Genomic DNA, 21,938 nt, shown 5'->3' with positions numbered 1-21,938 from the left:
TCAGCTCTTGGCCCCGGCCTTGGCGACCGCGGCGCCGATGGACTCGGCGAGCTGGACGACGCGCGGCCCCCAGCGGGAGGCCAGGTCGTCGTCGAGCTGGATCACCTGGTCGTTCTTGATGGCCGACAGGCCCTTCCAGCCCGGCCGCTTGGCCAGGGTGTCCTTGCTCTGCTGGCAGCACTTGACGTCACCGAGGAAGATCATGTCGGGGTCCGCCTGGGCCACGAACTCGGCCGACAGCTTCGGATAGCCGCCCGCCTGGTCGGGCGCCTTGTCCGCGATGTTGGTGAGGCCGAACAGGCCGTAGACCTGGCCGATGAACGTCTGGGACGTCGCCGCGTACGGCGTCTGGTCGAGCTCGTGGTAGTACGTGAGCTTCTTGTCCTTGGGCGCCTCGGCGGCCAGTTTGTCCATGGCCGTCTTCATGCCGGAGACGACCTCGTCGGCCTTGGCCTGGTTGCCGGTGGCCGCGCCGATCTCGGCGATCTCCTCGTACGCCTCGTCGAGCTTGGTGGCGGCCGGTTCGAGCAGGACGGGCACGTTCACCTTGCCCAGCTCGGCGACGATCTGGTCGATGTCGTTGGAGACGATGACCAGGTCGGGCTTCTGGGCGACGATGGCCTCGACGTTCGGCTTGAAGCCGGACAGGTCGGTCTTGGGGGCCTCGGCCGGGTAGTTCGACTGGTCGTCCACGGCGACGACCTGGGGGCCCGCGCCGATGGCGAAGAGCGTCTCGGTGTGGGTGGCCGAGAGGGAGACGATCCGCTCGGGCTTCTTGGCGAGGGTGACCTTGCCGTTGCCCGCCTCGACGGTGACGGGGAAGCCCGCCCCGGAGTCAGGAACAGAGGCGGAGGCGGAGGCGGAGGCGGAGGAAGCGCTGGGGGCGGCGGACGGGGAGGCTGTGGTGCCGGTCTGGCCGCATCCGGCCAGGATCAGCGTTCCCAGCAGCGCGCCCGCGAGGGCCGTACGTCGGGGCCTCACGAGTAGTCCTTTCACTGTCGGAACCGAGAGACCCGCGTTTGAGCGACGGATCACCCTTTTCCACGAGGGTTGATGACGTCAGCGCAGAGGCAGGCGACCTGGCTATGACAGTTGCGGGACAGCGCCGGACTCTCACCGGACTTCGCTGCGACCCTGCGCATCGGACAAACGCTATCAATCCTCCGGATGCCCGCGGCGTCAAGGGGCCAGTTGGGACTCCGCCTCGGCGATGAGCTCCTGGAGCCTGAGCCCGTGTGCGGCGTCGAGCGGGTGGCCGCCGCCGTTCCGCACGGTTCCGGCGAACTCCTCGGCTATGGTGTCCAGGGGGTCGTCGTCGAAGTGCGGGAGCACGGCGCTGCCGGTGCGGCCGTACACGGCGAACGTCGCGGGCGGCAGGTCGCCGACCGCGGCCATGCACAGCGACGCCTCGGAGACCGCGCCGCCCTCGTGCTCGAGCAGCAGGCCGGTCCAGCCGAGCGAGTTGCCGTGCGCGCGCACGCCGGTCACCGGGCCGAGCGCGGCGCCCAGCAGGTCGATCACGTGCGGGCCGACGTCGAGCAGCACGCCGCGCTCCAGCCGCCAGGGGGTGGCGAAGGGGTGGTCGCCGAGGAGGGTGCCGGAGATGTTCGCGGCGTGGCCGCCGAACGGCTGGATCTCGCGGCACCGGGCCAGGAAGGCGCGGGCCTGGGGGGCGTACCGCAGGGTGAGCACCAGCTGGGAGGCGACGCCCGCCTCCGCGACGGCCTCGGCCAGGCGCCGCGCGCCGTCCAGCGTGTCCGCGAGCGGCTTCTCCAGCAGCAGTGCCTTGCCCGCGCGGGCGGCGCGGACGCCGAGCTCGGCCTGTACGGCGGGCGGCACGCAGAACGCCACGGCCTCGCAGGCGTCGAACAACTCCTCGACGCGCTCGAACACCGGTGCTCCGAGCCGGGCGGCGGCCTCGGGACGGCGGGCCCACACCCCGGCCAGCCGCGTGTGCGGCCCCTTGGACAGCATCGGCGCGTGCGCCATCTCGGCCCACGGGCCCGCTCCGACCAGCCCGACCGCCACCGGCTCCATGAGACCTCCCCTGTTACCGCACGTATGGGGAGGATCTTCCCACACCACCGGCATGACGGCCGGTGGCTCGATGGGCGGGTGCCCCGCGCGGCGCCCGCCCATCGGCGTCAGTGGGGCCCGTCGTTCAGATCGCGCCGGCGCTGGACGGCGTGCTGCGGGCGGTGGGCCAGGGTGCCGGAGTCGATGGTCAGGGTCTGACCGGTGATGCAGCGGGCCTCCTCGGAGGCGAGGAAGCACACCAGGTTCGCGACGTCGTCGGGGGTGCACGGCCACGGCAGGAGGCGTTCGGCGGCCTTGTCGGCGAGCTGCCCCTGGCTCAGGGCCAGCTGAGCGGCCTGGGTGAGGACGAGGGCGGGGGCGACGGCGTTGCAGCGGACGCCGCGGGAGCCGTACATCGTGGCCACGTAACGGGTGAAGCCGATCAGGGCCGCCTTCGAGGCCCCGTACGCGGCGTGGACCTCGTCCCCGACCAGGGCGGACACCGACGACATGAGGACGATGGCGCCGCCGTCCGGCATGGCGGGCACCGTGTGCTTGACCATGAGCATGGCGCCGCGCAGGTTGACCTCCATCGTGCGGTCCCAGACCCCGACGTCGAGCGAGTCCAGATCCCGGTCGCGGCCGTAGACGCCGGCATCGAGCGCGGCGGCGTTGGAGTGCAGGACGTCCACCCGGCCGAACGACGTCACCAGGGCCGCGACCGCCTCCTCCACCTGCTTCTCGTCGGAGACGTCGCAGGTCAGGGCCATGGCCGTGCCGCCGTGGGCGCGGATGGCGGCCGCGGTGGACTTCGCCCCGGCCGCGCGCAGGTCCAGGACGCCGACGCAGGCTCCCTCGGCGGCCAGGCGCGCCGCGCAGGCCGCGCCGATGCCCGAGCCCGCGCCCGTCACCATCGCGACCCGCCCGTCGAACCGGCCCGAGGGGCGGCCGCTCACCACTCCACCGCCAGGGACGTCAGGCCGCGGCCGACGATCGACCTGCGGTGGGCGACCGGCTCGCCGGGGACGAGCCGCAGGCCGGGCAGGCGGCGGCCGAGCACGTCGAGCGCGGTGCGCAGCTGCAGGCGGCCGAGCGCGGCGCCGACGCAGAAGTGGATGCCGTAGCCGAAGACCATGTGCTCGGCGGCGTTCGGCCGGTCGATCAGGAAGCGCTCGGGCTCGGGGAAGACGCTCTCGTCGTGGGCGGCGGAGTCGGTGGAGAGCAGGACGAGGGCTCCGGCCGGGATCGTGACGCCGTGCAGGGGGATGTCGGTCACGGCGTAGCGGAACGAGCCCAGCGACGCGCCGTCGATGCGCATGCACTCCTCGGCGGCGTTCGCGACCAGGTCGGGCGGCACCGGCCAGGCGCCCTCCCGCAGCAGGCGCAGGACGGTGTTGCCGAGCTGGTTGGGGACGGTGTCGTTGCCGCCGAGCAGGATCGTGGAGATCAGCTCGACGACCTCGCGATGGGTCAGCTCCGCGCCGATCAGGGAGGTCATCAGGGACGTGAAGTCGTCCTGCGGGTCCTTGGCCCGGGAGGCGACCAGGCGGTCCACGTAGTCGAGATAGGTCAGGAAGCTGCCGGCGAGTTCGAGCTGGCGCTCCGGCGGCTGCGGCGACAGGAAGAGCTGGAACCAGTCCTTGACGTGCGCCTGCACGAACGCCTCGTCGGCCTCGGGCACGCCGATGAAGCGGGCGGTCAGCTTGATCGACGGTTCGTGACCGATCTCGCCGACGAAGTCGGCGCTCCTGCGCGGCTCCAGGCGGTCGAGCAGGTCCTCGTTGAGCCGCCGGAACTCCTGCTCCATGGCCGCCACGGCGCGCGGCGTGAACGCCTTCGACACCGACCGGCGCAGGCGGGTGTGGTCGGGCGGGTCCACGTTCGCCACGAAGCTGGACAGGAACGAGCCGTGCTCGCCCAGCTTCTCCCTGGTCTCGCGGGTGAGGCTGCGGGAGATCGTGAGCGAGCCCTTGGAGGAGAAGCGCCGCGGATCGCCGTAGGCCGCCCGCACGTCGGGGTAGCGGGTCAGGACGTACGCGCCGAGGTGCTCGCTGCGGAAGACCGGCCGCTCCCGGCGCAGCCCGCGAAGGAAGTCGTACGGGGCGGCGACGTGCCAGTCCGCGCTGACGTCGAAGTCCTCGATGTCACCGGTCATGCGAAGATCCTCCGCGGGTTGTCGACGAGCATCTGGTGGACCTGGTCGTCCGTGACGCCCCTCTTGCGGAGCTCGGGAACGACGTCGCGGGGGACGTGGAGAAGGTGGTAGTTGGGGTGGCGCCGCCGTACGACGTCGGCGTCGAAGCGGTCGTTGAAGCAGTATGAGTCGTGACTTAGGACCATTTTTCCGGCGTGTCCGCGCTCGCATAGCTTCGCCACGATCTCCACGCGGTCCTCGAACGGGCTGATCGTCTCGATGCCGAAGCGGTCCATGCCGAGGTAGGAGCCGTTGGCGATCAGCTCTTCCAGGTAGGCCACGTCCGTGGAGTCCCCGGCGTGCCCGATGACCACCTTGCCCAGGTCCACGCCGAGCTCGCCCAGGAGGCGCTGCTGTTCGAGGCCGCCCCTGGAGGCGCTGTGGGAGTGCGTGGTGATCGGCGTACCGGTCTCCAGGTGCGCCTGCGCGACCGCCCGGAACACCCGCTCGCAGCCCTTGGTCATCCCCAGGTGGTCGGAGGCGCACTTGAGCATGGCCGCCTTGACGCCGGTCCGGCCGATCCCCTCGACGATGTCCCGTACGAAGAACTCGGCCAGCCGGTCCGGCCCTCCGAACAGCGACCCCGGGCCCCGGTTGGCGAAGTACGGCGGCAGGGCATCGTAGGTGTACAGGCCGGTGGCGGCCACGATGTTCACGCCGGTCAGCTCGGCCACGCGCTGGACGGCGGGGATGTACCTGCCGAGCCCCACCACGGTCAGGTCCACGATCGTGTCGATGCCCTCGGCCTTGAGCGCGTCGAGCTTGCCCGCCGCCTCGCGCGCCCGCGTCTCGAGGTCCCAGCCCTCGGGGATGTCCGGCCAGCTCCACAGGATCTCGGGGCTCAGCCCGAAGACGTGCTCGTGCATGAGCGTCGCCCCGAGCTCCGCCACCGGCCCCCGTAAGGTCTCAGGCATCCCGGCCTCCGAGGCTCACGACGGGGAATCTCTCGTGCTCGAACGGCCGGTTGACCTCGAGCCCGAGCCCGTCGGTCTGCCGGTAGGGCAGGCCGGTGTAGAGGGCGTCGGCGTCGAAGTACGTGACGGTGAACGACAGGCGCGGGCTGTCTCGGCGGTTCGCGGGCGCGCCGTGCACGGTCAGGGCGTGGTGCACAGTGGCGTCGCCCGCCTTGAGGTCGAGCGGCGGCGACAGCTCCAGCTCCTTGAGCCAAGGGTGCTGGGTGAGCTGGTCGTCCCCCGGGCGGGTGAAGCTCCGGCCGAGCAGCCCGTACCGGTGCGAACGGTCGTAGAAGCGCAGCGACCCCATGTCGGCGGGCACGTCGGCGAGGGCCAGCCACACGGTCAGCATGGCCGAGCGGTCCATCGGCATCCAGGGGAAGTCCTGGTGGAACTCGGTCGCGCCGTGCTCCCCCGCCTCCTTGACCAGGAGGTTGGTGACCTGCACGCGCACGGCCCGGACGCCGCGCAGCAGCCGTACGGCGTTGCGCCCCATCTCGGGGCTCGACGTCAGCGCGCCGAACATCTCGTCGCTCGCCGCGATGTCCCTCGACTGCCCGAACGCCTCGTCGACCAGCGTCTCGTGGCTCCTGGACCGGCCGTTCAGTAAGCCGGTGGCGCGTTCACGCAGGGCCTCGACGGTGCCCGGGTCGATCAGCCGGCCGAGCCGCACCCAGCCGTGCTCGCCGAAGAACGCCGCCTCGTCGTCCGTCACCTGGCGCACCGGGATCTCCATGCCCCCAGTCTGTCACCTAAGCAAGCGCTTGGTAAACCCGCGATTTGAGTAGCCCATACTCATGCACGCACCGCCACGCGGGCTCACCCTCGGGGCATGACCACAGTTGAGACAACCTCCTCCACCGCCGGTTTCACCCGGAGCGCGATGATCGCCTGCGCCGCGATCTCACCGCTCACCGTCGCCGTGTCGCTCCTGCTCGGCCCGTTCGACGCCACGGCCGAGGGCGAACCGTACATCCGCGCCATCGTCGCCGACCTCGGCGCGTACGCGCTCTGGAGCTGGGTCGCCGCCCTCGGCGCCGTCACCCTCATCCCCGCGATCTTCGCGGTGAGCAAGGTGGCCCGGTCGGGGCGGCCCGTGCTGGGGCTGGTGGGCATGATCCTCGCCTTCGCCATGGCCCTGCCCTTCGGCCTGACCTCCGACGACACCATCTACGCGGCCGCCAAGGCCGGGCTCGACGTGCCCACCACGAACCGGCTCGTCACGCAGCTGAGCGAGGGGATGCCGACGTCGATCCTCGGGTTCACGTTCTTCCTGAGCCTGCTCGGGTTCGTGCTGCTGGGGGTCGCCGCACTCCGCAGCGCCGCGCCGAAGTGGGCGGCCATCGCCATGATCGTGGCGCCGTTCCTCATCCCGGTCGCCTGGATCGCCGGGCTCCCGGGCGCGGTGGGCGGCGTGGCCTGGCTCGTCTTCACGGCCGCCACCACCGGCATCGCCCTCGCCCTCCCCTCCCGCTGACCCGCGTGGCCGGTCGGCGCGTACAGTGTCGCCCAAGCGCTTGCTCAACGTGATGGGAGGCATCGTGCGGCGGTTCAGGTTCGGGGCGGTGGTGCGGGAGGCCGGGTCGGGCGCGGCGTGGGCGGAGAAGGCGCGACGGCTCGAGGCGCAGGGGTACGACGTGCTCCTCGTGCCCGACCATCTCGTCGGCCCCAGGTTCGCCCCCATCGCCGCGCTGACGGCGGCCGCCTGCGCCACCACCCGGCTGCGGGTCGGCACGCTGGTGTTCGCCAACGACTTCCGGCATCCGGCCGTGCTGGCCAAGGAGGCGGCCACGCTCGACCTGCTGTCCGGCGGGCGGCTGGAGGTCGGGATCGGGACCGGGTGGATGGCGCGCGACTACGACGGGGCCGGGCTGACGCTGGAGCCGCCGGGGGTGCGGGTGGCGCGGCTGCGGGAGGCCGTGGCCGTGCTCAAGGGGCTCTGGGGGGACGGGCCGTTCAGCTTCCAGGGCAAGCACTACCGCATCGACGGCCTCGACCAGCAGCCCAAGCCCGTACGGAGGCCGCGCCCGCCGATCGCGCTCGGCGGAGGCGGGCCGCGCATGCTGCGGCTGGCGGCCGAAGAGGCGGACGTCGTGAACCTCGGGATGCGGGTCCGGCCGGACGGGAGCGGGCCCGACGACCGGGACGGCGGGCCGGCGGCGTTCCTGAGGAAGATCGAGATCGTGCGCGAGGCCGCGGGCGAGCGCTACGACGCGCTGGAGCTGGGGACGAGCGTGGTGCAGGTGGGCGAGCGGAAGGCGGAGGAGGCGTGGAGCGCGGCCGACAGCTCGTCGCTCGGCGAGACGCCGCAGGTCCTGCTCGGGACTCGCGCCGACATCATCGACAAGCTCCGCTATTGGCGGGATGAGCACGATATTTCGTATTTCGTGGTGCATCATGAGCGCGACCTGGACGCCTTCTCCCCCGTCGTCGAGGAGCTCGCCACCTGACGCCGGGCCGGAATCGGGCATACCGGATGATGGACTCCATGGAAGAGATGCTGCTGCTCCGGCACGGTGAGACCGAATGGAGCAAGGCGGGTCAGCACACCGGACGTACGGACCTGCCTTTGACGGAGCACGGCGAGGACCAGGCCAGGGCGTTGGCGCCGCTGGTCAAGGGGCAGTCGTTCGACCTGGTGCTGGTCTCCCCCGCCCAGCGCGCACGGCGTACGGCGGAGCTGGCCGGCCTGACCGGTTACGAGGTGGACCCGGACCTGTGGGAGTGGGACTACGGCGGCTACGAGGGGATCACCACGCCGGAGATCCGCGAGAGCCACCCCGGCTGGTACCTGTGGCGGGACGGCGTGATCCCCGGCGACGCCGAGCACCCCGGGGAGAGCGCCGAGCAGGTCGCCGCCCGCGCCGACCGGGTGATCGAGCGGGCCAGGAAGGCCGGGGGGCGGGTGGCGCTGGTGGCGCACGGGCACTTCCTGCGCGTGCTGGCCGCCCGCTGGCTGGGCCTCGGGCCCGAGGAGGGCAGGCTGCTGAAGCTGGACACGGGCACGTACTCGCGGCTCGGCTTCGAGCACGCCGAGCCCGTGCTCCTGACCTGGAACGCCCCGATCAGCTGACCGGTCAGCCGACCTTCGAGCGCACGGCCGACTCGTGCAGGGCCCGGCTGACCAGCCAGCCGCGCAGCGACCCCAGCGCGGGGTCGTAGGAGAGCGGCTGCTCCCACAGGGCCGTGAACACGTTCTGGGTGATCTCCTCGGCGTGCGCCTGGCTGCCGGTGACCCTGACCGCGACCCCGTACACGTACGATCCGTGCTGGTCGTAGGCGTCGGCCAGCGCGTCGAGGTCACCGGCGGTCAGCCGCGTGCACAGTTCCAAATCGCTCATCAATCGCACCCCAACGTGGCGGCGGCGCTGATCATGTCGCGGGCGAGGGCGGAGTCGCCCTCGGCGGCGTACGGGAAGGAGTCGGGCGGCCGGCGGTTGGCCAGCAGCCGGCAGAAGTCCACCGCCCCGGCCGACAGCAGCACGGCGACGTGGTCGGAGGTGGGCGACAGCGGGATCGTCCAGGTGCCGCCGCCCGGCCCGGTCAGCACGACGGTGGCCGAGATGTCGCGGCGCGGCTCCCGCATCGCCCGCGGCAGCAGTGCCAGCCCGAACTCGGCGATCATGTGCACGTGCTCGGGACGCGGCGGCTCCTGGGAGCGGTCGGTGGCGGCCCTGATGTCGTCGGCGTGCGTCCACGTCTCGAACGTGCGCTGGATCAGGGCCTGGCGCAGCGGCGCGCGGGCCGGCCGGGCTCCCGCCAGCGCGACCTCGACGCCGAGCAGCACCTCGCTGCCGGCGGAGACCCGTTCGAGCAGGCTGCCGGCCTGCTCGCGCCAGCGCCGGTGCACGGGCAGGCCGCTCATGCCGCGCACGCCCATGAACCGGGCCACGGTCGCGTCGTTGGCCGCCAGGTGCTCCATCAGCCCCCTGACCGTGCCGTGCCCGGCGATCGGGGCCTCCCACTGGGGCCCGCTCAGCTCGCCGAGCAGGTCGTCCATGAGCGCGACCTGCTCCGCGTACGGGACCACCACGGACGACACGCCCAGCACAGCCGGGCTGCGGCGGCGGCGCGCCTTGGACAGCACCGCCTCGCGCAGCGTGGGCGGCGGCTCCGCCGCCGGGTCGGGATGGTCGAGCAGCGCGATGGCGGCGCGACAGTCGGGGCACGCGGCGACGTGCTCGTCGGGGCTCTGCCCGTTGGAGAGGTACGAGTCCGTCATGGCCACCTCCGCAGCCGACGCTAACCCGGCGGGACCTCCGGCGCCAGGCGGCAACCGGGGAACGGTGCCAGAAGCGTCTCACGCCAGGGGCCTTCCAGATAGTCGCGAGCCCGTTTGCTCCAGTCCAGAAGCCGGGAATCGGGCGCGACCTCGTCGTCGAGGCCCAGGGCGGCGTCGCGGGCGCGCTGGGTGGCCAGGTGATCGTCGAGGGAGACGGCCCAGACGGTGACGGCCTCGGTGTCGCAGAACAGCACCTCGTACAGCCCGACCAGGGTGTGGCCGTGCTCGGCGAGCAGCGGCGCCCGCTCGGTGCGCACGGCGTGCAGGTAGTCGAGCGCGGCCCCCGGGCGGACCCGGGCGCTCTCGAAGAGGTAGAGCTCGGCGGCGGGCGCCTCGGACAGCGGCGGGCAGCCGGGCACGGCGCCGAGAGGCCGGGAGAAGGCGGAGAAGCGCAGGTCGTCGATGTCGGACAGGAAGAGCCGCTCGTCGACGCCCTGGTAGATCTCCATCATCTGCCGCCAGCCGCCGTCCCACCCGCCGTGGCAGTCCCACAGCGTGACGGCCTTGAACTGCGGATGGCCGGTGATGCCGACGGCGTAGAAGGCGCCCACCAGGTCGATCTCGCGGGACCTGATGGACATGCCGGAGGTGAGCGAGGGCGCGGCACGGCTCTCGTCCTCGCGCTTGTAGCGGGTCAGCCAGGTGAGGTACTCCAGGGGCCGCCTGGAGTTCATCGGCCGGAAGTCGACCTCCTCGATCAGGTGGATCGCGCGCCGCACCACGCCTCCTCTACCAAGCGGTTGCTTGGCACGAGGATAGCGATCAGGTCAGCGCTTGGGAAGGTTGCGGCCCCCGCCCCGTGAGCCACTCCAGGACCCTGCGGTGCCCGGAGGCGGCGTCCTCGAAGTGGCCCCAGTGCCAGTACCGCGGCTGGTCGCGGATGCCGGTCACCCAGGTCCGGTAAGAGACGGAGGCCCCCGTGGTGGCGGGCGCCACTCCATACGTACGGATCACGACCTTGCCGCCGGGTGCGAACAGCACGTCGTCGGCGATCGGATACAGGGTCATCTGGTCGAGCATGACCCTGATCCTCGCGGCAACAGAAGGCCGGGCTGTTAAGCCTCCGGCGCGCCCCCGTTAAGCGGGCGCGCCGGAGGTTACAAGGCTGTTAAACGAGCAGGCCGTCGAACTCTCCGTCCTTAACCCCGAGCACCAGGGCCCGGATCTCGTCGCGGGTATAGATGAGGGCAGGGCCGTCGGGGAAGCGCGAGTTGCGGACCGCGATCCCCCCGTCAGGAAGCTCGGCGAGCTCCACGCAGTTGCCCTGCGAGTTGCTGTAGCGGCTCTTGCGCCAGGCGACCTGAGTCAGGTTCGCCGCGGGCATGCCGTTGTAGGTCTGGTTCATCTACATCTTTCTGAGAAGACCGCCGATGAGCTCGACGGTGCCCCCTGGCGTGGTGCTCTCCACGCACAACTGCTCCATGGCCGTGAGGTACGGGTCGATGTCCTCGCGTTTGTCCAGGTACAGGGCACCCCATAGCTGCTCGACGTAGACAACGTCCGACAAGTCGGACTCGGGAAACCGCAAGATGCTGAACGCGCCCCCTTCAGCGGCGTGCTTGCCGAACCTGAAGGGCATCACCTGAATGGTGATGTTGGGAAGGGCAGCCACTTCCAGCAGATGCTGGAGCTGCTCCGCCATGACCTCCCGCCCGCCGATGGTCCTCTTGAGCGCTGCCTCGTCGATGACGGCCCACAGGCGGGGTCCGTCCTTCTGGGTGAAGCGCTCCTGACGCTGCATGCGCATATGCACGCGGCGCTCGATTTTGTCCGGACTCAGACCGGGGTTGCCAAGCTGGAATACCGATCGCGCATACGAGGCGGTCTGCAACAAACCGGGCACGAACTGCACCTCGTAGGTGCGGATCATCTCGGCGGCCTCCTCCAGGCCCACGTAAGTGGTGAACCACGAAGGCAGCTCGGCCGAGTACTTGTGCCACCACCCGGGGGTGTTGGCCTCGCGAACCATCTCCAGCAGGGCACGGCGCTCGGCATCGTCGACGACGCCGTACAGGGTGAGCAGGTCTTCCACGTCACGTGTCTTGAAACCGACCCGACCGAGCTCCATCCGGCTGATCTTGGACTCGGACGCCCGGATGTGGAATCCGGCCTGTCCGCGGTCGAGCCCGCTGGCCTCACGCAGGCGCCTGAGACTCGCCCCCAGCATGATGCGCCGAACGGTCGAAGCAGAACCGGGCGGATCAATGGACACGTGCTGCTCCTTGTTCGTTTCCTTGCGACGCGGTGGGCCGCGTTCGGCGGTCCACCGCAAGTAGCGGAGTATGCACCTATGGTGGGCCGCGCCCAGCGGATCGCCATAAGTACCGGAGTCTGCACTTACGGTGAGCCGCGGTCGGCCGCCCACCGCATGTTGCGGGGTATGCACGTACAGTCTGTCACTTCACGGCCGAAAGATCATGGGCCGCGGACAAGATCCCCTTTCCCCCATATTGACCATTTGAGGGCAACGGTAGCGCGTGCACAGGTTGTCTGCACGTGCATTCGCTCTTGCACCTGCACGAGAGTTTGTCGCAGAATGATCACGTGCAATCCACCACGGCGCCCGGCCAGTGGACCACGTTCGATTGGTGGCCTCCGGTCGGCTGGTGGCCGGAGGCGGCCCGCGATCTGCTGGTCCCCGGCCCGTCCGCGAGCGCCACGTTCGTGCTCCCGCCCAGCCCCGCCTCGGTCCACTCGGCCCGCAGCTTCACCACCGGCACGTTGTCCGGGTGGGGGCTCGCCGAGCTGGCCGAGAACATGGAGCTGGTGGTCTCCGAGCTCGCCACCAACGCGCTGCGCCACGGCCTGCATCTGGACGAGCCCCACTGCCAGCGCCCCGTCCACATGTCCCTCGTCCGCCGGGGGCCCCTCGTGACCGGCGCATTCACCGATCCAGGCTCATCGGTGCCGGTGCTGCGATACCCTGGCCCCCTTGACACCGGCGGCCTCGGACTCCACATCGTCGAATCACTCAGCCTCCGCTGGGGCTGGTCCGCACTTGCACCCCACGGGAAGATCGTCTGGGCAGTCCTCTCCTGACCGGGGGTGATCTGCATTACCGTGGATGCTCATGGCTCACGGTGAGTCCCCGCGTGCGACCCCATGAGAGTTGCTCACAGATGGAAGATCACCTGCTCGGCTGGCTGCGAAAACTGAACGAAGACAGGCTGGGCCGTGTCCTGGCCAACAGGCCCGACGCCATCGCCGCTCCCTGGCCACGGCGGCTCGACACCCTGGCCCAGCGGCTGAGCAACGGCTTCGCCGTGATGGAGACCCTGCGGGCCCTGCCGCTGCCCTGCCTGCAGCTCGCCGAGGCCGCCCTGGCCATGACCCGCCCCACGGCCGAGCGGCTGGCCGGCTTCGTGGACGCGCCGGTCGACGAGGTGACCCCCTGGCTGGAGCACCTGTACGACCACGCGCTGGCCTGGCCGGGCGACGACGGCGTCATCCATCTCGCGGAGGGCGTCGCCCGCTGGTGGTCCGCCCCGCTCAGCCTGGGCGAGCCGCTGGACCACTACCTCAACTCCTGGTCGATCGGCAACGACGCGCTGCACGCGCTGGCCCGCAACCTCGGCCTGTCCTCCCACGGCCACAAGCGCCGCGTCATCACCCGCGTCACCGAGGCGCTCGCCGACCGCGAACGCCTCAACGCGCTGCTGCGCAACGCCCCCGACGGCACGATCCCGCTGCTCGACCGGGTCGCCTGGCAGGGCCCGGCGCTCAACGTCGACGGCGGCCGGTTCGTCACCCCCGGCACGCCGGAGAAGTGGTGCGCCGACCACGGCCTGCTCTTCCGCCCGAGCTGGCACGTCGCGGAGATCCCCCGCGAGGTGGCGATCTGCCTGCGCGGCCCCGGCTACCACCCGGCCTTCAGGCCCGAGGCTCCCGAGGTGGCCACGATCCCGGTCGACCCCGAGGAGGTCGACCACCTGATGACGCTGGCCGCGCCGCACGTGGTCGAGCGGTGCGCGGCCCTGCTCGACAACACCGCCAAGACGCCGCTGCCCCTGCTCAAGACCGGCGGCGTTGGCGTGCGCGAGGTGCGCAGGGTGGCCAAGGAGACCGGCTGCGACGAGGACGAGACGCGGCTGCTCCTGGAGGTCTGCGCGGTGGCCAGGCTGCTGGCCTGGGACGAGCAGTCGGGCGGCATGATCCCCACCGAGCGCTTCGACCGGTGGCGGCTCGACGAGGGCTCGGCGCGGCTGCGGGTGCTGCTGGCGGCCTGGTGGCGCATGGAGCGCACGTCGCTGCGCAAGGTCGACGGCAAGTACGGCACCGTGCTCGGCGACGACCCCTCGGGCAGCGCGGTCGCCAGGATCCGCAGGGCCGTGCTGCCGGTCCTGTCCGGTCTGCCCGCGGGCACGGCGTTCGCCGACCGTGACAGCCTCGTGGCCAACGTCCACTGGCACGCGCCGCTGCTCGACCTGGAGCTGCTGCTGGCCTGCGCGCCCGCCGTGCTCGACGAGGCCACGCTGCTGGGCCTGCTGGCCAACAACGCGATCACCGACCTCGGCCGGGCGATGGCCGGGCTCGTCGCCGGGCCGGGCGACGAGAACGACGACGCCGTGCCCATGGTCGAGCACGACCCCGTGCTGGCAGAGGCGGCCACCAGGGCGCTGGCCAGCGTGCGCAGGAGCGCGCTGTTCGGCCCCGACCTGACCGCGGTCGTGACCGGGCCGCCGTCGGCGGAGCTGGCGGCGCTGCTCGACCGGGCCGCCGACCGCGAGTCGCGGGGCGCGGCCTCGGTGTGGCGGTTCACGACCGAGAGCGTGCGCCGGGCGCTCGACCACGGCTACGACGCCGACGCCCTGCTCGACGAGCTGGCCGGGGTCGGCACGATCCCGCAGCCGCTCGAATACCTCGTACGCGACACCGCGCGCAGGCACGGCGAGGTCACCGTCACCACCGTCGGATGCGTCGTCCAGGCCGGCGACCCCGCGCTGCTGGCCGAGATCGCCGCGCACCGGCGGCTCGGCCGGCTGGGCCTGCGGCTGCTCGCGCCCACGGTGCTGGTGAGCGCCGCGCCCGCCGACCGCACGCTGGCCGCGCTGCGCGAGGTCGGCTACTCCCCCGTGCCCGTCGCCGACACCGGCCAGATCACCATCCACCGCGCCAGGCCCGAGGAGCCGCCGAACGGCAAGCTGATCCTGCTGCCGGGCGGCCAGGTGGCCGAGCTGTCGGAGTTCCCCGGCCTCGCGGAGCTGGAGGTCCCCTACATGCTCGCCGAGCCGACGCCCGACCCGTACGAGCATGCCCGCCGCCTGGTCACCGCCGGCCGGACCGCGGACGACAGGAACGGCCGCACGTGGGCGATCATCGGCAGGATGGCCACCAGGCTGCCGACGGCCCAGCAGTCGCTGCTCGGGTTCGTGGTCGACCGGGGCGTGCGCGCCGGCATCACGCTCACCGACGGGCTGACCGCCACGATCAGCCACGGCGAGCTCAAGGGCGGCGCGCTGGACGCGTGGTGCGAGGAGGCGGGCGACTACCTCGAGTTCCCCCTCGCCGAGATCGTCGAGGTCAGGGGAGCTCTTTAGCCTTCTTCAGGTTGGCCACCAGCCCTTCGAGGAAGGCCGCGTAGCCCTGGTAGCTGTAGGGCGCCTCGGCGTTCCACGGGTAGAGCTGGCCGGCCTTGACCGCGGGGAGCTTGGCGAAGGTGGGCTTCTTCATCATCTCCTCGGGCTTGAGCGACTGGGTGCGGGTGTCGTAGAGGATCACGTCGGCGTCGTACTCGTCGGCGTTCTCCCAGCTCAGCGTCTGGAAGAAGCCGCCCTCGTCCACCTTCGCGGGCTTGACGACGTCGAGGCCCGCATCCATCAGGTGCACGATGTCCGGGTACTCCGGCGGGTTGACCACCCACATCGCGTCGGGGCCGCCGGACATCATGAGGATCTTGAGATTCTTGAACTGCGCGAGCTCCTTGGTGGCGGCCTCCATGCGGGCCTTGGCCTCGGGCACGCCCTGCATGTCGGCGCCGAGTGACCTGGCCAGCTCCTCGTACTTGCCGATCACCTGGGTGGCGCTGCGGCCGGTCAGCATGATGCCCGCGGTCGGGGCGACCTGCTCGATGGTGTCCTTCGACTTCTCGGGCACGTACCAGAGGGTGCCCTTGATGTACATGCTGCTGACCAGGAGGTCGGGCTGGAGCGCGATGTACTGCTCGACGTTGAACTCGTCCCACACGTTGCCGAGACCCTGGACCTTGGTGATGTCGACGTTGCCGACCTGCGGGTCCTTGGAGCCGTCCTTGAGCTTGTGCGGGCCGAACACGGCGACGGGGCGCACGCCGAAGTCCCACAGGGCGGCGGCGGCGCCGACCTGGGCGACGATCCTGGACGGGGTCTTGGGCTGCTCGGCCTTCTTGCCGCGGTCGTCGGTGAACGTCCAGCTCTGTGCGGTGGAGGACGAGGCGGTGGGAACGGCTGACCCGCCGGGGGCCGCCGGCTCGCCGCCGCACGCCGCCAGTGTCAGGGCTGCCGCGAGGCCCGCGGCGGACGCCAGAAAACCCCTGCGAGGCAGAACCGGTCCCGACATGTACATCTCCTAAGGTTAGGCTTGCCTGATTACTGGGCGTTTAGATTAGCCTTGCCTAAGTTTGACCGCTACGAGAGGGGGTCGGGTGCGCCCGGCTGAAGACACGTCCCCGCCGCGCTGGGGGGCCGTGGAGGACGATCCGCCCGCCACCGGCCGCCCCGCTCCCGCCGCAAGGGCCTTCGTGCTCGTCACCGGGCTCGTCGTCACGGTGGGCGTGCTGGTGCTCGTGGCGATGGCGAGCGTGGCGCTGGGGGCGCGGTCCGTGTCGTTCTCGACGGTGATCGACGCCTTCCTCGCCCCGAACGGCTCCAACGACCACACGGTCATCCGCGAGCTGCGCGTCCCGCGTACGCTGCTGGGCCTCGGCGTCGGCGCGACGCTCGGCCTGGCGGGGGCGCTCATGCAGAGCCTGACCCGCAACCCGCTGGCCGACCCCGGCCTGCTGGGCATCAACGAGGGGGCCGCGCTCGGCGTGACGCTGGCGCTCGGCCTGTTCGGGCTGTCCGATCCGACGGTCTACGTCTGGTTCGCGTTCGGCGGCGCCGCGCTGGCCTCCGCCGTCGTCTACGCCTTGGCCTCCGCGGGCCGCTCGGGCTCCAGCCCGGTACGCCTCGCGCTCGCCGGCGTGGCCTTCGGCATGGTGTGCACGGCGGTGGCCTCGGCCATCCTGCGCATGGACGCGCAGACGTTCGACCGGATGCGGTTCTGGCTGACCGGGTCGCTGGCCGGGCAGACGGCCGACGCATTGGTGCGGCTGGCGCCGTTCATGGTGGCCGGGCTGGTGCTGGGGCTGCTGCTGGCCAGGCCGCTCAACCTGCTCGCCCTCGGCGACGACGCGGGCAGGGCGCTCGGCGTGGCCGTGAACCGTACCAGGATCCTCACCGGGGTGGCCGTCACGCTGCTGTGCGGCGCGGCCACCGCCGCCGCGGGGCCGCTGTGGTTCGTGGGGCTCATCGTGCCGCACGCCGTGCGCGCGGTGGTGGGGCCCGACCAGCGCTGGGTGCTCCCCTACTCCGCGCTGGCCGCGCCGGTGCTGCTGCTGGCGGCCGACGTGGTGGGCCGGGTCATCGCCCGGCCCGGAGAGGTGCAGGTGGGGATCGTGTGGGCGGTGATCGGCGCGCCGATCTTCATCATGCTGGCCAGGCGCAGGCGGGTGGCGGCGCTGTGACCGTCCGCGTCGGCCCCTGGTCCGTACGGCTCGCGCCCCGCGCCCTGCTCGTCGGCGCGATCCTCGTCGTGGTCGCCTGCGCGGTGACCGTGGCGGCCATCTCGACGGGTGAGTTCACGGTGCCCGTGCCCGACATCGTCTCCGCGCTCTTCGGCCAGGGCACGCCGGTCGCCGAGCTGATCGTCAACAAGCTGCGCGCCCCTCGCGTGGTGACCGGGCTGCTGGTCGGCGCGGCGTTCGGGGTGAGCGGCGCGATCTTCCAGAGCCTCACCAGGAACCCGCTGGGCAGCCCCGACTTCATCGGCTTCACCGCCGGCGCCTCGACGGGCGGCATCGTCGCCGTCGTGACGGGCGGCTCGGCGATGGCGATCGCCGGTGGCGCGCTGGCCGGGTGCGTGCTCACGGCCGTGCTCGTGTACGCACTGGCCTTCCGCGGAGGCGTGCAGGGCTACCGGCTGGTCCTGGTCGGCATCGGGGCGAACGCGCTGCTGCTGGCGGTCAACTCGTACCTGCTGACCAGGGCGAACATCAACGACGCGGCCACCGCGGGCGCCTGGCTGACCGGCAGCCTGAGCGGGCGCGGCTGGGATCACGCGATCCCTGTGGCGCTGGCGCTGGCCGTGCTGCTGCCGGTGTGCGCGTTCGTGGCGCGCCCGATGCGGATGATCGAGATGGGCGACGACGCGGCCAAGGCCATGGGGATCCGGGTGGAGGTCGTGCGCGCGGTGGCGATCACGGCCGGCGTGCTGCTGTCCGGGGTGGCCACGGCCGCCGCGGGGCCCGTCGTCTTCGTCGCGCTCGCCGCACCGCAGCTCGCCCGGCGGCTCACGCGTTCGGCCGGGGTGACGATGGGGGCCTCGGCGCTCATGGGCGCCGTCCTGCTGACCGTCGCCGACCTGGCCGCCCAGCGCGTCCTCGCCCCCACCCAGCTGCCCGTCGGCGTGCTGACCGCCGCCATCGGCGGCACGTACCTCGCATTGCTCCTGCGAAAGGACCGCCACTGATGGCCCGTTTGTCAGGCACCGATCTCACGCTCGCCTACGACCAGCGCGTCGTGGCGGCCGACCTGAGCGTGGCGATCCCCGACGAGTCCTTCACCGTGATCATCGGCCCGAACGCCTGCGGCAAGTCCACCCTGCTGCGCGCCCTGGCCCGGATGCTCAAGCCGAAGTCCGGCGCCGTCCACCTGGACGGGAGCGTGATCACGTCGCTGCCGTCGAAGGAGGTGGCGCGGCGGCTGGGCCTGCTCCCGCAGAGCTCGGTCGTGCCCGACGGGATCACCGTGGCCGATCTGGTGGCCCGCGGCCGCTACCCGCACCAGCGGCTCATGCGGCAGTGGTCGCGCGCCGACGAGGCGGCCGTGTCCGAGGCCATGCGCGCCACCGACGTGGCGGAGCTGGCCGACCGGATCGTGGACGAGCTGTCGGGCGGGCAGCGGCAGCGGGTGTGGCTGGCCATGGCGCTGGCTCAGGAGACGCCGATCCTGCTGCTGGACGAGCCGACCACGTTCCTGGACATCTCCCACCAGATCGAGGTGCTGGACCTCTGCGCCGACCTGCACGAGGCCGGACGCACCATGGTGGCCGTCCTGCACGACCTGAACCAGGCCTGCCGGTACGCGACCCACCTGATCGTCATGCGGGCCGGCGAGATCGTCGCGGAGGGGGATCCGACGGAGATCGTCACGCCTGAGCTGGTGCACCGGGTGTTCGACCTGCGCTGCGAGATCATCCCGGACCCGCAGTCCGGCACCCCGCTCATCGTCCCCGAATCCCGCCGCCGCATCTCCACCTCCGCCTGACCCACCACCCCGCCGACGACCGGCCCGCGGGCTCGGCGGGCCGGGCGGTGAGGTCAGGGGGCGGTGGTGAGGGCGGTGGCGAGGGTGGTGATGGCCGTGGCCGCACGCGCGGGGCCGTAGGCGTCCTTCAGGGCCGCGGCCGCCTCCGCGCCCATCGCGGCCAGCAGCGTGTGGGACAGCGGGTCCGCGTCGCCGCCCGGGCGGCACTCGGCCAGCAGGATCGCGACGTGCCTGTGCCAGAAGCGGTAGGCCCCGATTCGGTAGCGGGCCCCCGGGCTGGCGGTCTCCGACATGCGGACCAGGTCCAGGTGGGCGAAGAGGTAATCGAGGTAGGCGGCCACGAAGGCGGCCAGCCGCTCGGACGCGGGAGCGCCGGGCCCGAGGGGCGGCGGGCCGGACAGGACGCGCTGCTGCAGGTCGCGTTCGCGATCGTCCAGGAGTGCCACGGCGAGCCCCGACTTGTCACCGAAGCGCCGGAAGAGCGTGCCCTTGCCCACCCCGGCCTCCGCGGCGACGGCGTCCATCGAGACCGCCTCCACCCCCTTCTCCGCGAACAGCCGGGCGGCCGCGGCCAGCACCTTCTCCCGGTTGCGCGCCGCGTCCGCCCGCTCTTTCACCGGCTGGCCGACCAGAAGCTCCAGTGACTCCGACATGATTCGGACTCTAGTCCATTTCAGCGCCCGCCGCCGTCGCTGATGAGCCCGGGGACCCTGCTCAGAGTGCTCCGCAGCGGCGCACAACGAGCAGTGCCAGTGCCCGCGTGACCTCGCGCAGCTCCCGCAGCTCGACCTGTTCCCTGGGGGCGTGCGCGTACCGCACGTCCCCGGGGCCGTAGTGCAGGGTCGGGATCCCGCCGGCCGCGTACAGCCGCAGGTCGCTCCCGTACGGCGCCGCCGCCTCGGCGGGCCGCGCGCCCGTGACGTCGGCGACCGCCCGGCCGACCTCGTCCAGCAGCGCGTGCCCGGCGGGCAGCCGGCCGCTGGCGAACTGGCCGCCGGGCCACGTCACCACCGGCGGGTTCGCGCGCAGCCAGGGATCGGCGACGTCGGCGACCGCCTCCTCGAACGCGGCCCGCGCCGCCGCCGGGTCCTCGTCCAGCCGCACCCCGAGCCGGCCCTCGGCGACCAGCAGGTCGGGCACGGTGCTGGCCCAGTCGCCCGCGCGCACGGTGCCGACCTCGATCGGGTACGGCGCTCCGTCGCCCCGGAAGAGGCCGGGAACGTCCCGGTTGCGCTCGGCCTCCAGCCGCCTGATCGCCTCGAACACCGGCCAGAACGCCTCGACCGCGCTGACCCCCTCGTGCCGCGTGGCCCCGTGGGCGGCCCGACCGGCGATCTCCAGCCGGAAGGTCAGCGCGCCCGCGTTGGCCGTGATGACCGCGCCGCTGGTGGGCTCGGTGATGACCGCGGCCTGCGCCGTGTGCCCCCGCGCGAGCGTGGCGAACGCGCCGAGCCCGCCGTCCTCCTCGCTGATCACGCAGTGCACCGCCAGCGGCCTGGCCAGCCTGACCCCGGCCTTCTTGATCGCCCGCGCGACGGCCAGGTTCGCGACCAGGCCCGCCTTCATGTCGCAGGCGCCCCTGCCGTGCAGCACGTCGCCGGTGATCCGGGCGGCGAACGGGTCGTGCCCCTCCCACTTGGCCAGGTCGCCGGTCGGGACGACGTCCACGTGGCCCTGGAGCGCGAGCGCCGGCGACCCTTCGCCCTCGGTGACGGCCACGACGCCGTACCCCTCGCTCCTGGGCGCCTCGGTGCCGGGGAAGCCGGGACGGGCGGCCAGGCCGGCGAGGTCGAGTTTCCAGACGTCCACGTCCATGCCGGCCTCGGTGAGCAGGCGGGCGAAGCGGTGCTGAAGCTCGGACTCGGCGTCGGTGCCGGTCACGCTGGGGACGCCGACGGTCTCGGCCAGCAGGCTCACGGTCTCGACCTCGTCGATGGCGTTCAGGACGCCTGCCTCCACGTCGCGCATGGAGCACACCTTACTCATGAACCCGAATCGCGCTTTGTGGCGATACAAGGCGTGCGGACATGGGTGAGCTGGATCGTGGTGGTGCCGTTCGCGGGGTGGGCGGCGGTGCGGTTGAGCGGGTTCGAGCCGGACTGGCCGTGGGTGCCGGTGGTGGCGTACACGCCGTACGCGGTGTGCGCGGCGGCGGTGAGCCTGGCGCTGGCCTGCGTGCTGCGGCGGTGGGCGGCGGGCACGGTCGCGCTCGTCACGGTGCTGGCGTTGGTGCCGGCCGTGCTCCCCCGGGCCCTGGTCGACGGCAACCCCGACGCCGACGGGCCGGTGCTGCGGGTGCTCGCGGCGAACCTGCTGGTGGGGCGGGCCCACACGGCGGAGCTGATGGCGCTGATCAGCAGGTTGCGGCCGGACGTGCTGACGTTGCAGGAGTTCACGCCGGACGCCATGCGGCGGCTGGACCGGGCGGGGGTGCGCGCGCTGTTGCCGTACGCCGTCACGCGGCCGCGGGAGGGGGTCGGCGGGTCGGCCGTGTACGCGCGGCACCCGCTCACGGCCGGGCAGGCCATCAACTTCGGCGGCTTCGGGCAGGCCAGGGCCTGGCTCAGGCATCCCGGCGGGGCCCGCGTGGAGATCGTGTCGGTGCACCCGTGCGCGCCCAAGCGGATCGGGCGGCAGCCGTGCTGGCAGTCCGGCCTGGAGGCGCTGCCGCCCGCGGGCAAGGAGTTGCGGGTGCTGGCGGGCGACTTCAACGCCACGCTCGACCACCTGCCGGTACGCGCCCTGCTGGCGAGCGGCTACCGGGACGCGGCCGACGTCATGGGGCGGGGATTCGTGGCGACCTGGCCGCAGGAGGGCTCGCGGGTGGATCTGCCGGGTGTGGCGATCGACCACGTGCTGGCGGACTCGCGGATGGCGGTGCGGGAGTTCCAGGTGCTGCCTCTGCGGGGCACCGACCACCGGCCCGTGTTCGCCGAGCTCAGGCTGCCGTGATCGCGCTTCCGGAGTCTCGGGGGTGTCCTGACTCGTAA

24 protein-coding genes are annotated in these 21,938 nt (G+C 72.1%); 9 read left to right on the top strand and 15 right to left on the bottom strand.

Going from position 1 to position 21,938, the window contains the following annotated elements; all coding sequences use genetic code 11:
• From AB0J87_RS07590 to AB0J87_RS07565, 6 genes are all read right to left on the bottom strand, one after another.
• On the bottom strand, window positions 1-981 hold the full coding sequence (locus AB0J87_RS07590; protein WP_363963215.1) for an ABC transporter substrate-binding protein: 981 nt from the start codon (window positions 979-981) through the stop codon (window positions 1-3).
• A 198-nt stretch (window positions 982-1,179) separates the two neighbouring features.
• The gene (locus AB0J87_RS07585; protein ID WP_363963213.1) at window positions 1,180-2,037 is read right to left on the bottom strand and encodes a Gfo/Idh/MocA family oxidoreductase; all 858 of its coding nucleotides are present in this window, start codon (window positions 2,035-2,037) and stop codon (window positions 1,180-1,182) included.
• A 107-nt stretch (window positions 2,038-2,144) separates the two neighbouring features.
• On the bottom strand, window positions 2,145-2,972 hold the full coding sequence (locus AB0J87_RS07580) for an SDR family oxidoreductase (RefSeq protein WP_363963211.1): 828 nt from the start codon (window positions 2,970-2,972) through the stop codon (window positions 2,145-2,147).
• A complete protein-coding gene (locus AB0J87_RS07575) occupies window positions 2,969-4,171 on the bottom strand; it encodes a cytochrome P450 (RefSeq protein ID WP_363963209.1) in 1,203 nt (400 codons plus the stop codon). The genes AB0J87_RS07580 and AB0J87_RS07575 overlap by 4 nt, the downstream gene beginning before the upstream one ends.
• A complete protein-coding gene (locus AB0J87_RS07570; RefSeq protein ID WP_363963207.1) occupies window positions 4,168-5,124 on the bottom strand; it encodes a phosphotriesterase-related protein in 957 nt (318 codons plus the stop codon). The genes AB0J87_RS07575 and AB0J87_RS07570 overlap by 4 nt, the downstream gene beginning before the upstream one ends.
• A complete protein-coding gene (locus AB0J87_RS07565) occupies window positions 5,117-5,899 on the bottom strand; it encodes a phytanoyl-CoA dioxygenase family protein (RefSeq protein ID WP_363963205.1) in 783 nt (260 codons plus the stop codon). The genes AB0J87_RS07570 and AB0J87_RS07565 overlap by 8 nt, the downstream gene beginning before the upstream one ends.
• 96 nt (window positions 5,900-5,995) lie before the next feature.
• Here AB0J87_RS07565 and AB0J87_RS07560 point away from each other — a divergent pair, with 96 nt between their 5' ends.
• From AB0J87_RS07560 to AB0J87_RS07550, 3 genes are all read left to right on the top strand, one after another.
• Complete coding sequence (locus AB0J87_RS07560) at window positions 5,996-6,640, top strand: hypothetical protein (RefSeq protein WP_363963203.1); 645 nt, start codon at window positions 5,996-5,998, stop codon at window positions 6,638-6,640.
• A gap of 64 nt (window positions 6,641-6,704) precedes the next feature.
• Entirely contained in the window at window positions 6,705-7,613 is a 909-nt protein-coding gene (locus tag AB0J87_RS07555; protein WP_363963201.1) for a TIGR03621 family F420-dependent LLM class oxidoreductase, read from the top strand.
• Window positions 7,614-7,651: 38 nt separating this feature from the next.
• Window positions 7,652-8,236 carry a histidine phosphatase family protein gene (locus AB0J87_RS07550; RefSeq protein ID WP_363963199.1) on the top strand — a complete coding sequence of 195 codons (585 nt, stop codon included), beginning with the start codon at window positions 7,652-7,654 and terminating at the stop codon, window positions 8,234-8,236.
• 4 nt (window positions 8,237-8,240) lie between these two features.
• Here the strand turns inward: AB0J87_RS07550 and AB0J87_RS07545 are convergent, their stop codons facing one another.
• The 6 genes from AB0J87_RS07545 to AB0J87_RS07520 all read right to left on the bottom strand — a co-directional run bounded on the left by AB0J87_RS07545 (window position 8,241) and on the right by AB0J87_RS07520 (window position 11,612).
• Window positions 8,241-8,504 (bottom strand): sigma factor, encoded by a 264-nt coding sequence (locus AB0J87_RS07545; protein WP_355206387.1) that lies wholly within the window; start codon window positions 8,502-8,504, stop codon window positions 8,241-8,243.
• Complete coding sequence (locus AB0J87_RS07540; RefSeq protein ID WP_363963197.1) at window positions 8,504-9,385, bottom strand: maleylpyruvate isomerase family mycothiol-dependent enzyme; 882 nt, start codon at window positions 9,383-9,385, stop codon at window positions 8,504-8,506. Before AB0J87_RS07540 ends, AB0J87_RS07545 begins: the two co-directional genes overlap by 1 nt.
• A 20-nt stretch (window positions 9,386-9,405) precedes the next feature.
• Entirely contained in the window at window positions 9,406-10,164 is a 759-nt protein-coding gene (locus tag AB0J87_RS07535; RefSeq protein ID WP_350741572.1) for a hypothetical protein, read from the bottom strand.
• Window positions 10,165-10,207: 43 nt separating this feature from the next.
• Window positions 10,208-10,465 carry a hypothetical protein gene (locus AB0J87_RS07530; RefSeq protein ID WP_350741570.1) on the bottom strand — a complete coding sequence of 86 codons (258 nt, stop codon included), beginning with the start codon at window positions 10,463-10,465 and terminating at the stop codon, window positions 10,208-10,210.
• 88 nt (window positions 10,466-10,553) lie between these two features.
• Window positions 10,554-10,790: a DUF397 domain-containing protein gene (locus tag AB0J87_RS07525; protein ID WP_185072716.1), complete on the bottom strand. Its 237-nt coding sequence runs from the start codon at window positions 10,788-10,790 to the stop codon at window positions 10,554-10,556.
• Window positions 10,791-11,612, bottom strand: a complete 822-nt coding sequence (locus AB0J87_RS07520) for a helix-turn-helix transcriptional regulator (RefSeq protein ID WP_350741585.1) — start codon at window positions 11,610-11,612, stop codon at window positions 10,791-10,793.
• A gap of 377 nt (window positions 11,613-11,989) precedes the next feature.
• Here AB0J87_RS07520 and AB0J87_RS07515 point away from each other — a divergent pair, with 377 nt between their 5' ends.
• Both AB0J87_RS07515 and AB0J87_RS07510 read left to right on the top strand, forming a co-directional pair.
• Window positions 11,990-12,484, top strand: a complete 495-nt coding sequence (locus AB0J87_RS07515) for an ATP-binding protein (protein ID WP_363963194.1) — start codon at window positions 11,990-11,992, stop codon at window positions 12,482-12,484.
• A gap of 80 nt (window positions 12,485-12,564) precedes the next feature.
• A complete protein-coding gene (locus AB0J87_RS07510) occupies window positions 12,565-14,982 on the top strand; it encodes a helicase-associated domain-containing protein (RefSeq protein WP_363963192.1) in 2,418 nt (805 codons plus the stop codon).
• Here AB0J87_RS07510 and AB0J87_RS07505 read toward each other — a convergent pair.
• Complete coding sequence (locus tag AB0J87_RS07505) at window positions 14,966-15,979, bottom strand: ABC transporter substrate-binding protein (protein ID WP_363963190.1); 1,014 nt, start codon at window positions 15,977-15,979, stop codon at window positions 14,966-14,968. The two genes, AB0J87_RS07510 and AB0J87_RS07505, sit on opposite strands and share 17 nt — an antisense overlap.
• Before the next feature lie 85 nt (window positions 15,980-16,064).
• Between AB0J87_RS07505 and AB0J87_RS07500 the strand changes: the two genes are divergently transcribed.
• The 3 genes from AB0J87_RS07500 to AB0J87_RS07490 are packed head-to-tail and all read left to right on the top strand — an operon-like array spanning window position 16,065 to window position 18,948.
• Window positions 16,065-17,147 carry an iron ABC transporter permease gene (locus AB0J87_RS07500; protein WP_363963188.1) on the top strand — a complete coding sequence of 361 codons (1,083 nt, stop codon included), beginning with the start codon at window positions 16,065-16,067 and terminating at the stop codon, window positions 17,145-17,147.
• On the top strand, window positions 17,144-18,151 hold the full coding sequence (locus AB0J87_RS07495; RefSeq protein ID WP_363963187.1) for an iron chelate uptake ABC transporter family permease subunit: 1,008 nt from the start codon (window positions 17,144-17,146) through the stop codon (window positions 18,149-18,151). The genes AB0J87_RS07500 and AB0J87_RS07495 overlap by 4 nt, the downstream gene beginning before the upstream one ends.
• Window positions 18,151-18,948, top strand: a complete 798-nt coding sequence (locus tag AB0J87_RS07490) for an ABC transporter ATP-binding protein (RefSeq protein ID WP_355206402.1) — start codon at window positions 18,151-18,153, stop codon at window positions 18,946-18,948. The genes AB0J87_RS07495 and AB0J87_RS07490 overlap by 1 nt, the downstream gene beginning before the upstream one ends.
• Window positions 18,949-19,001: 53 nt before the next feature.
• Here the strand turns inward: AB0J87_RS07490 and AB0J87_RS07485 are convergent, their stop codons facing one another.
• Window positions 19,002-19,601, bottom strand: coding sequence for a helix-turn-helix domain-containing protein (locus tag AB0J87_RS07485; protein ID WP_363963184.1), 600 nt, complete (start codon window positions 19,599-19,601; stop codon window positions 19,002-19,004).
• Between the two features lie 61 nt (window positions 19,602-19,662).
• Window positions 19,663-20,916: an ArgE/DapE family deacylase gene (locus AB0J87_RS07480; RefSeq protein WP_363963182.1), complete on the bottom strand. Its 1,254-nt coding sequence runs from the start codon at window positions 20,914-20,916 to the stop codon at window positions 19,663-19,665.
• 63 nt (window positions 20,917-20,979) lie between these two features.
• On the opposite strand from AB0J87_RS07480, the gene AB0J87_RS07475 reads away from it, so the two are divergent.
• Window positions 20,980-21,900 carry an endonuclease/exonuclease/phosphatase family protein gene (locus AB0J87_RS07475; RefSeq protein WP_363963180.1) on the top strand — a complete coding sequence of 307 codons (921 nt, stop codon included), beginning with the start codon at window positions 20,980-20,982 and terminating at the stop codon, window positions 21,898-21,900.
• Window positions 21,901-21,938: the final 38 nt, after the last annotated feature.

This window comes from Nonomuraea sp. NPDC049625, assembly GCF_040675285.1.
In the GTDB taxonomy this organism is placed as follows: Bacteria; Actinomycetota; Actinomycetes; order Streptosporangiales; family Streptosporangiaceae; genus Nonomuraea; species Nonomuraea angiospora_A.
Note: the sequence above shows the minus strand (reverse complement) of the source record. Positions and strands in the feature narration are given on the sequence as shown.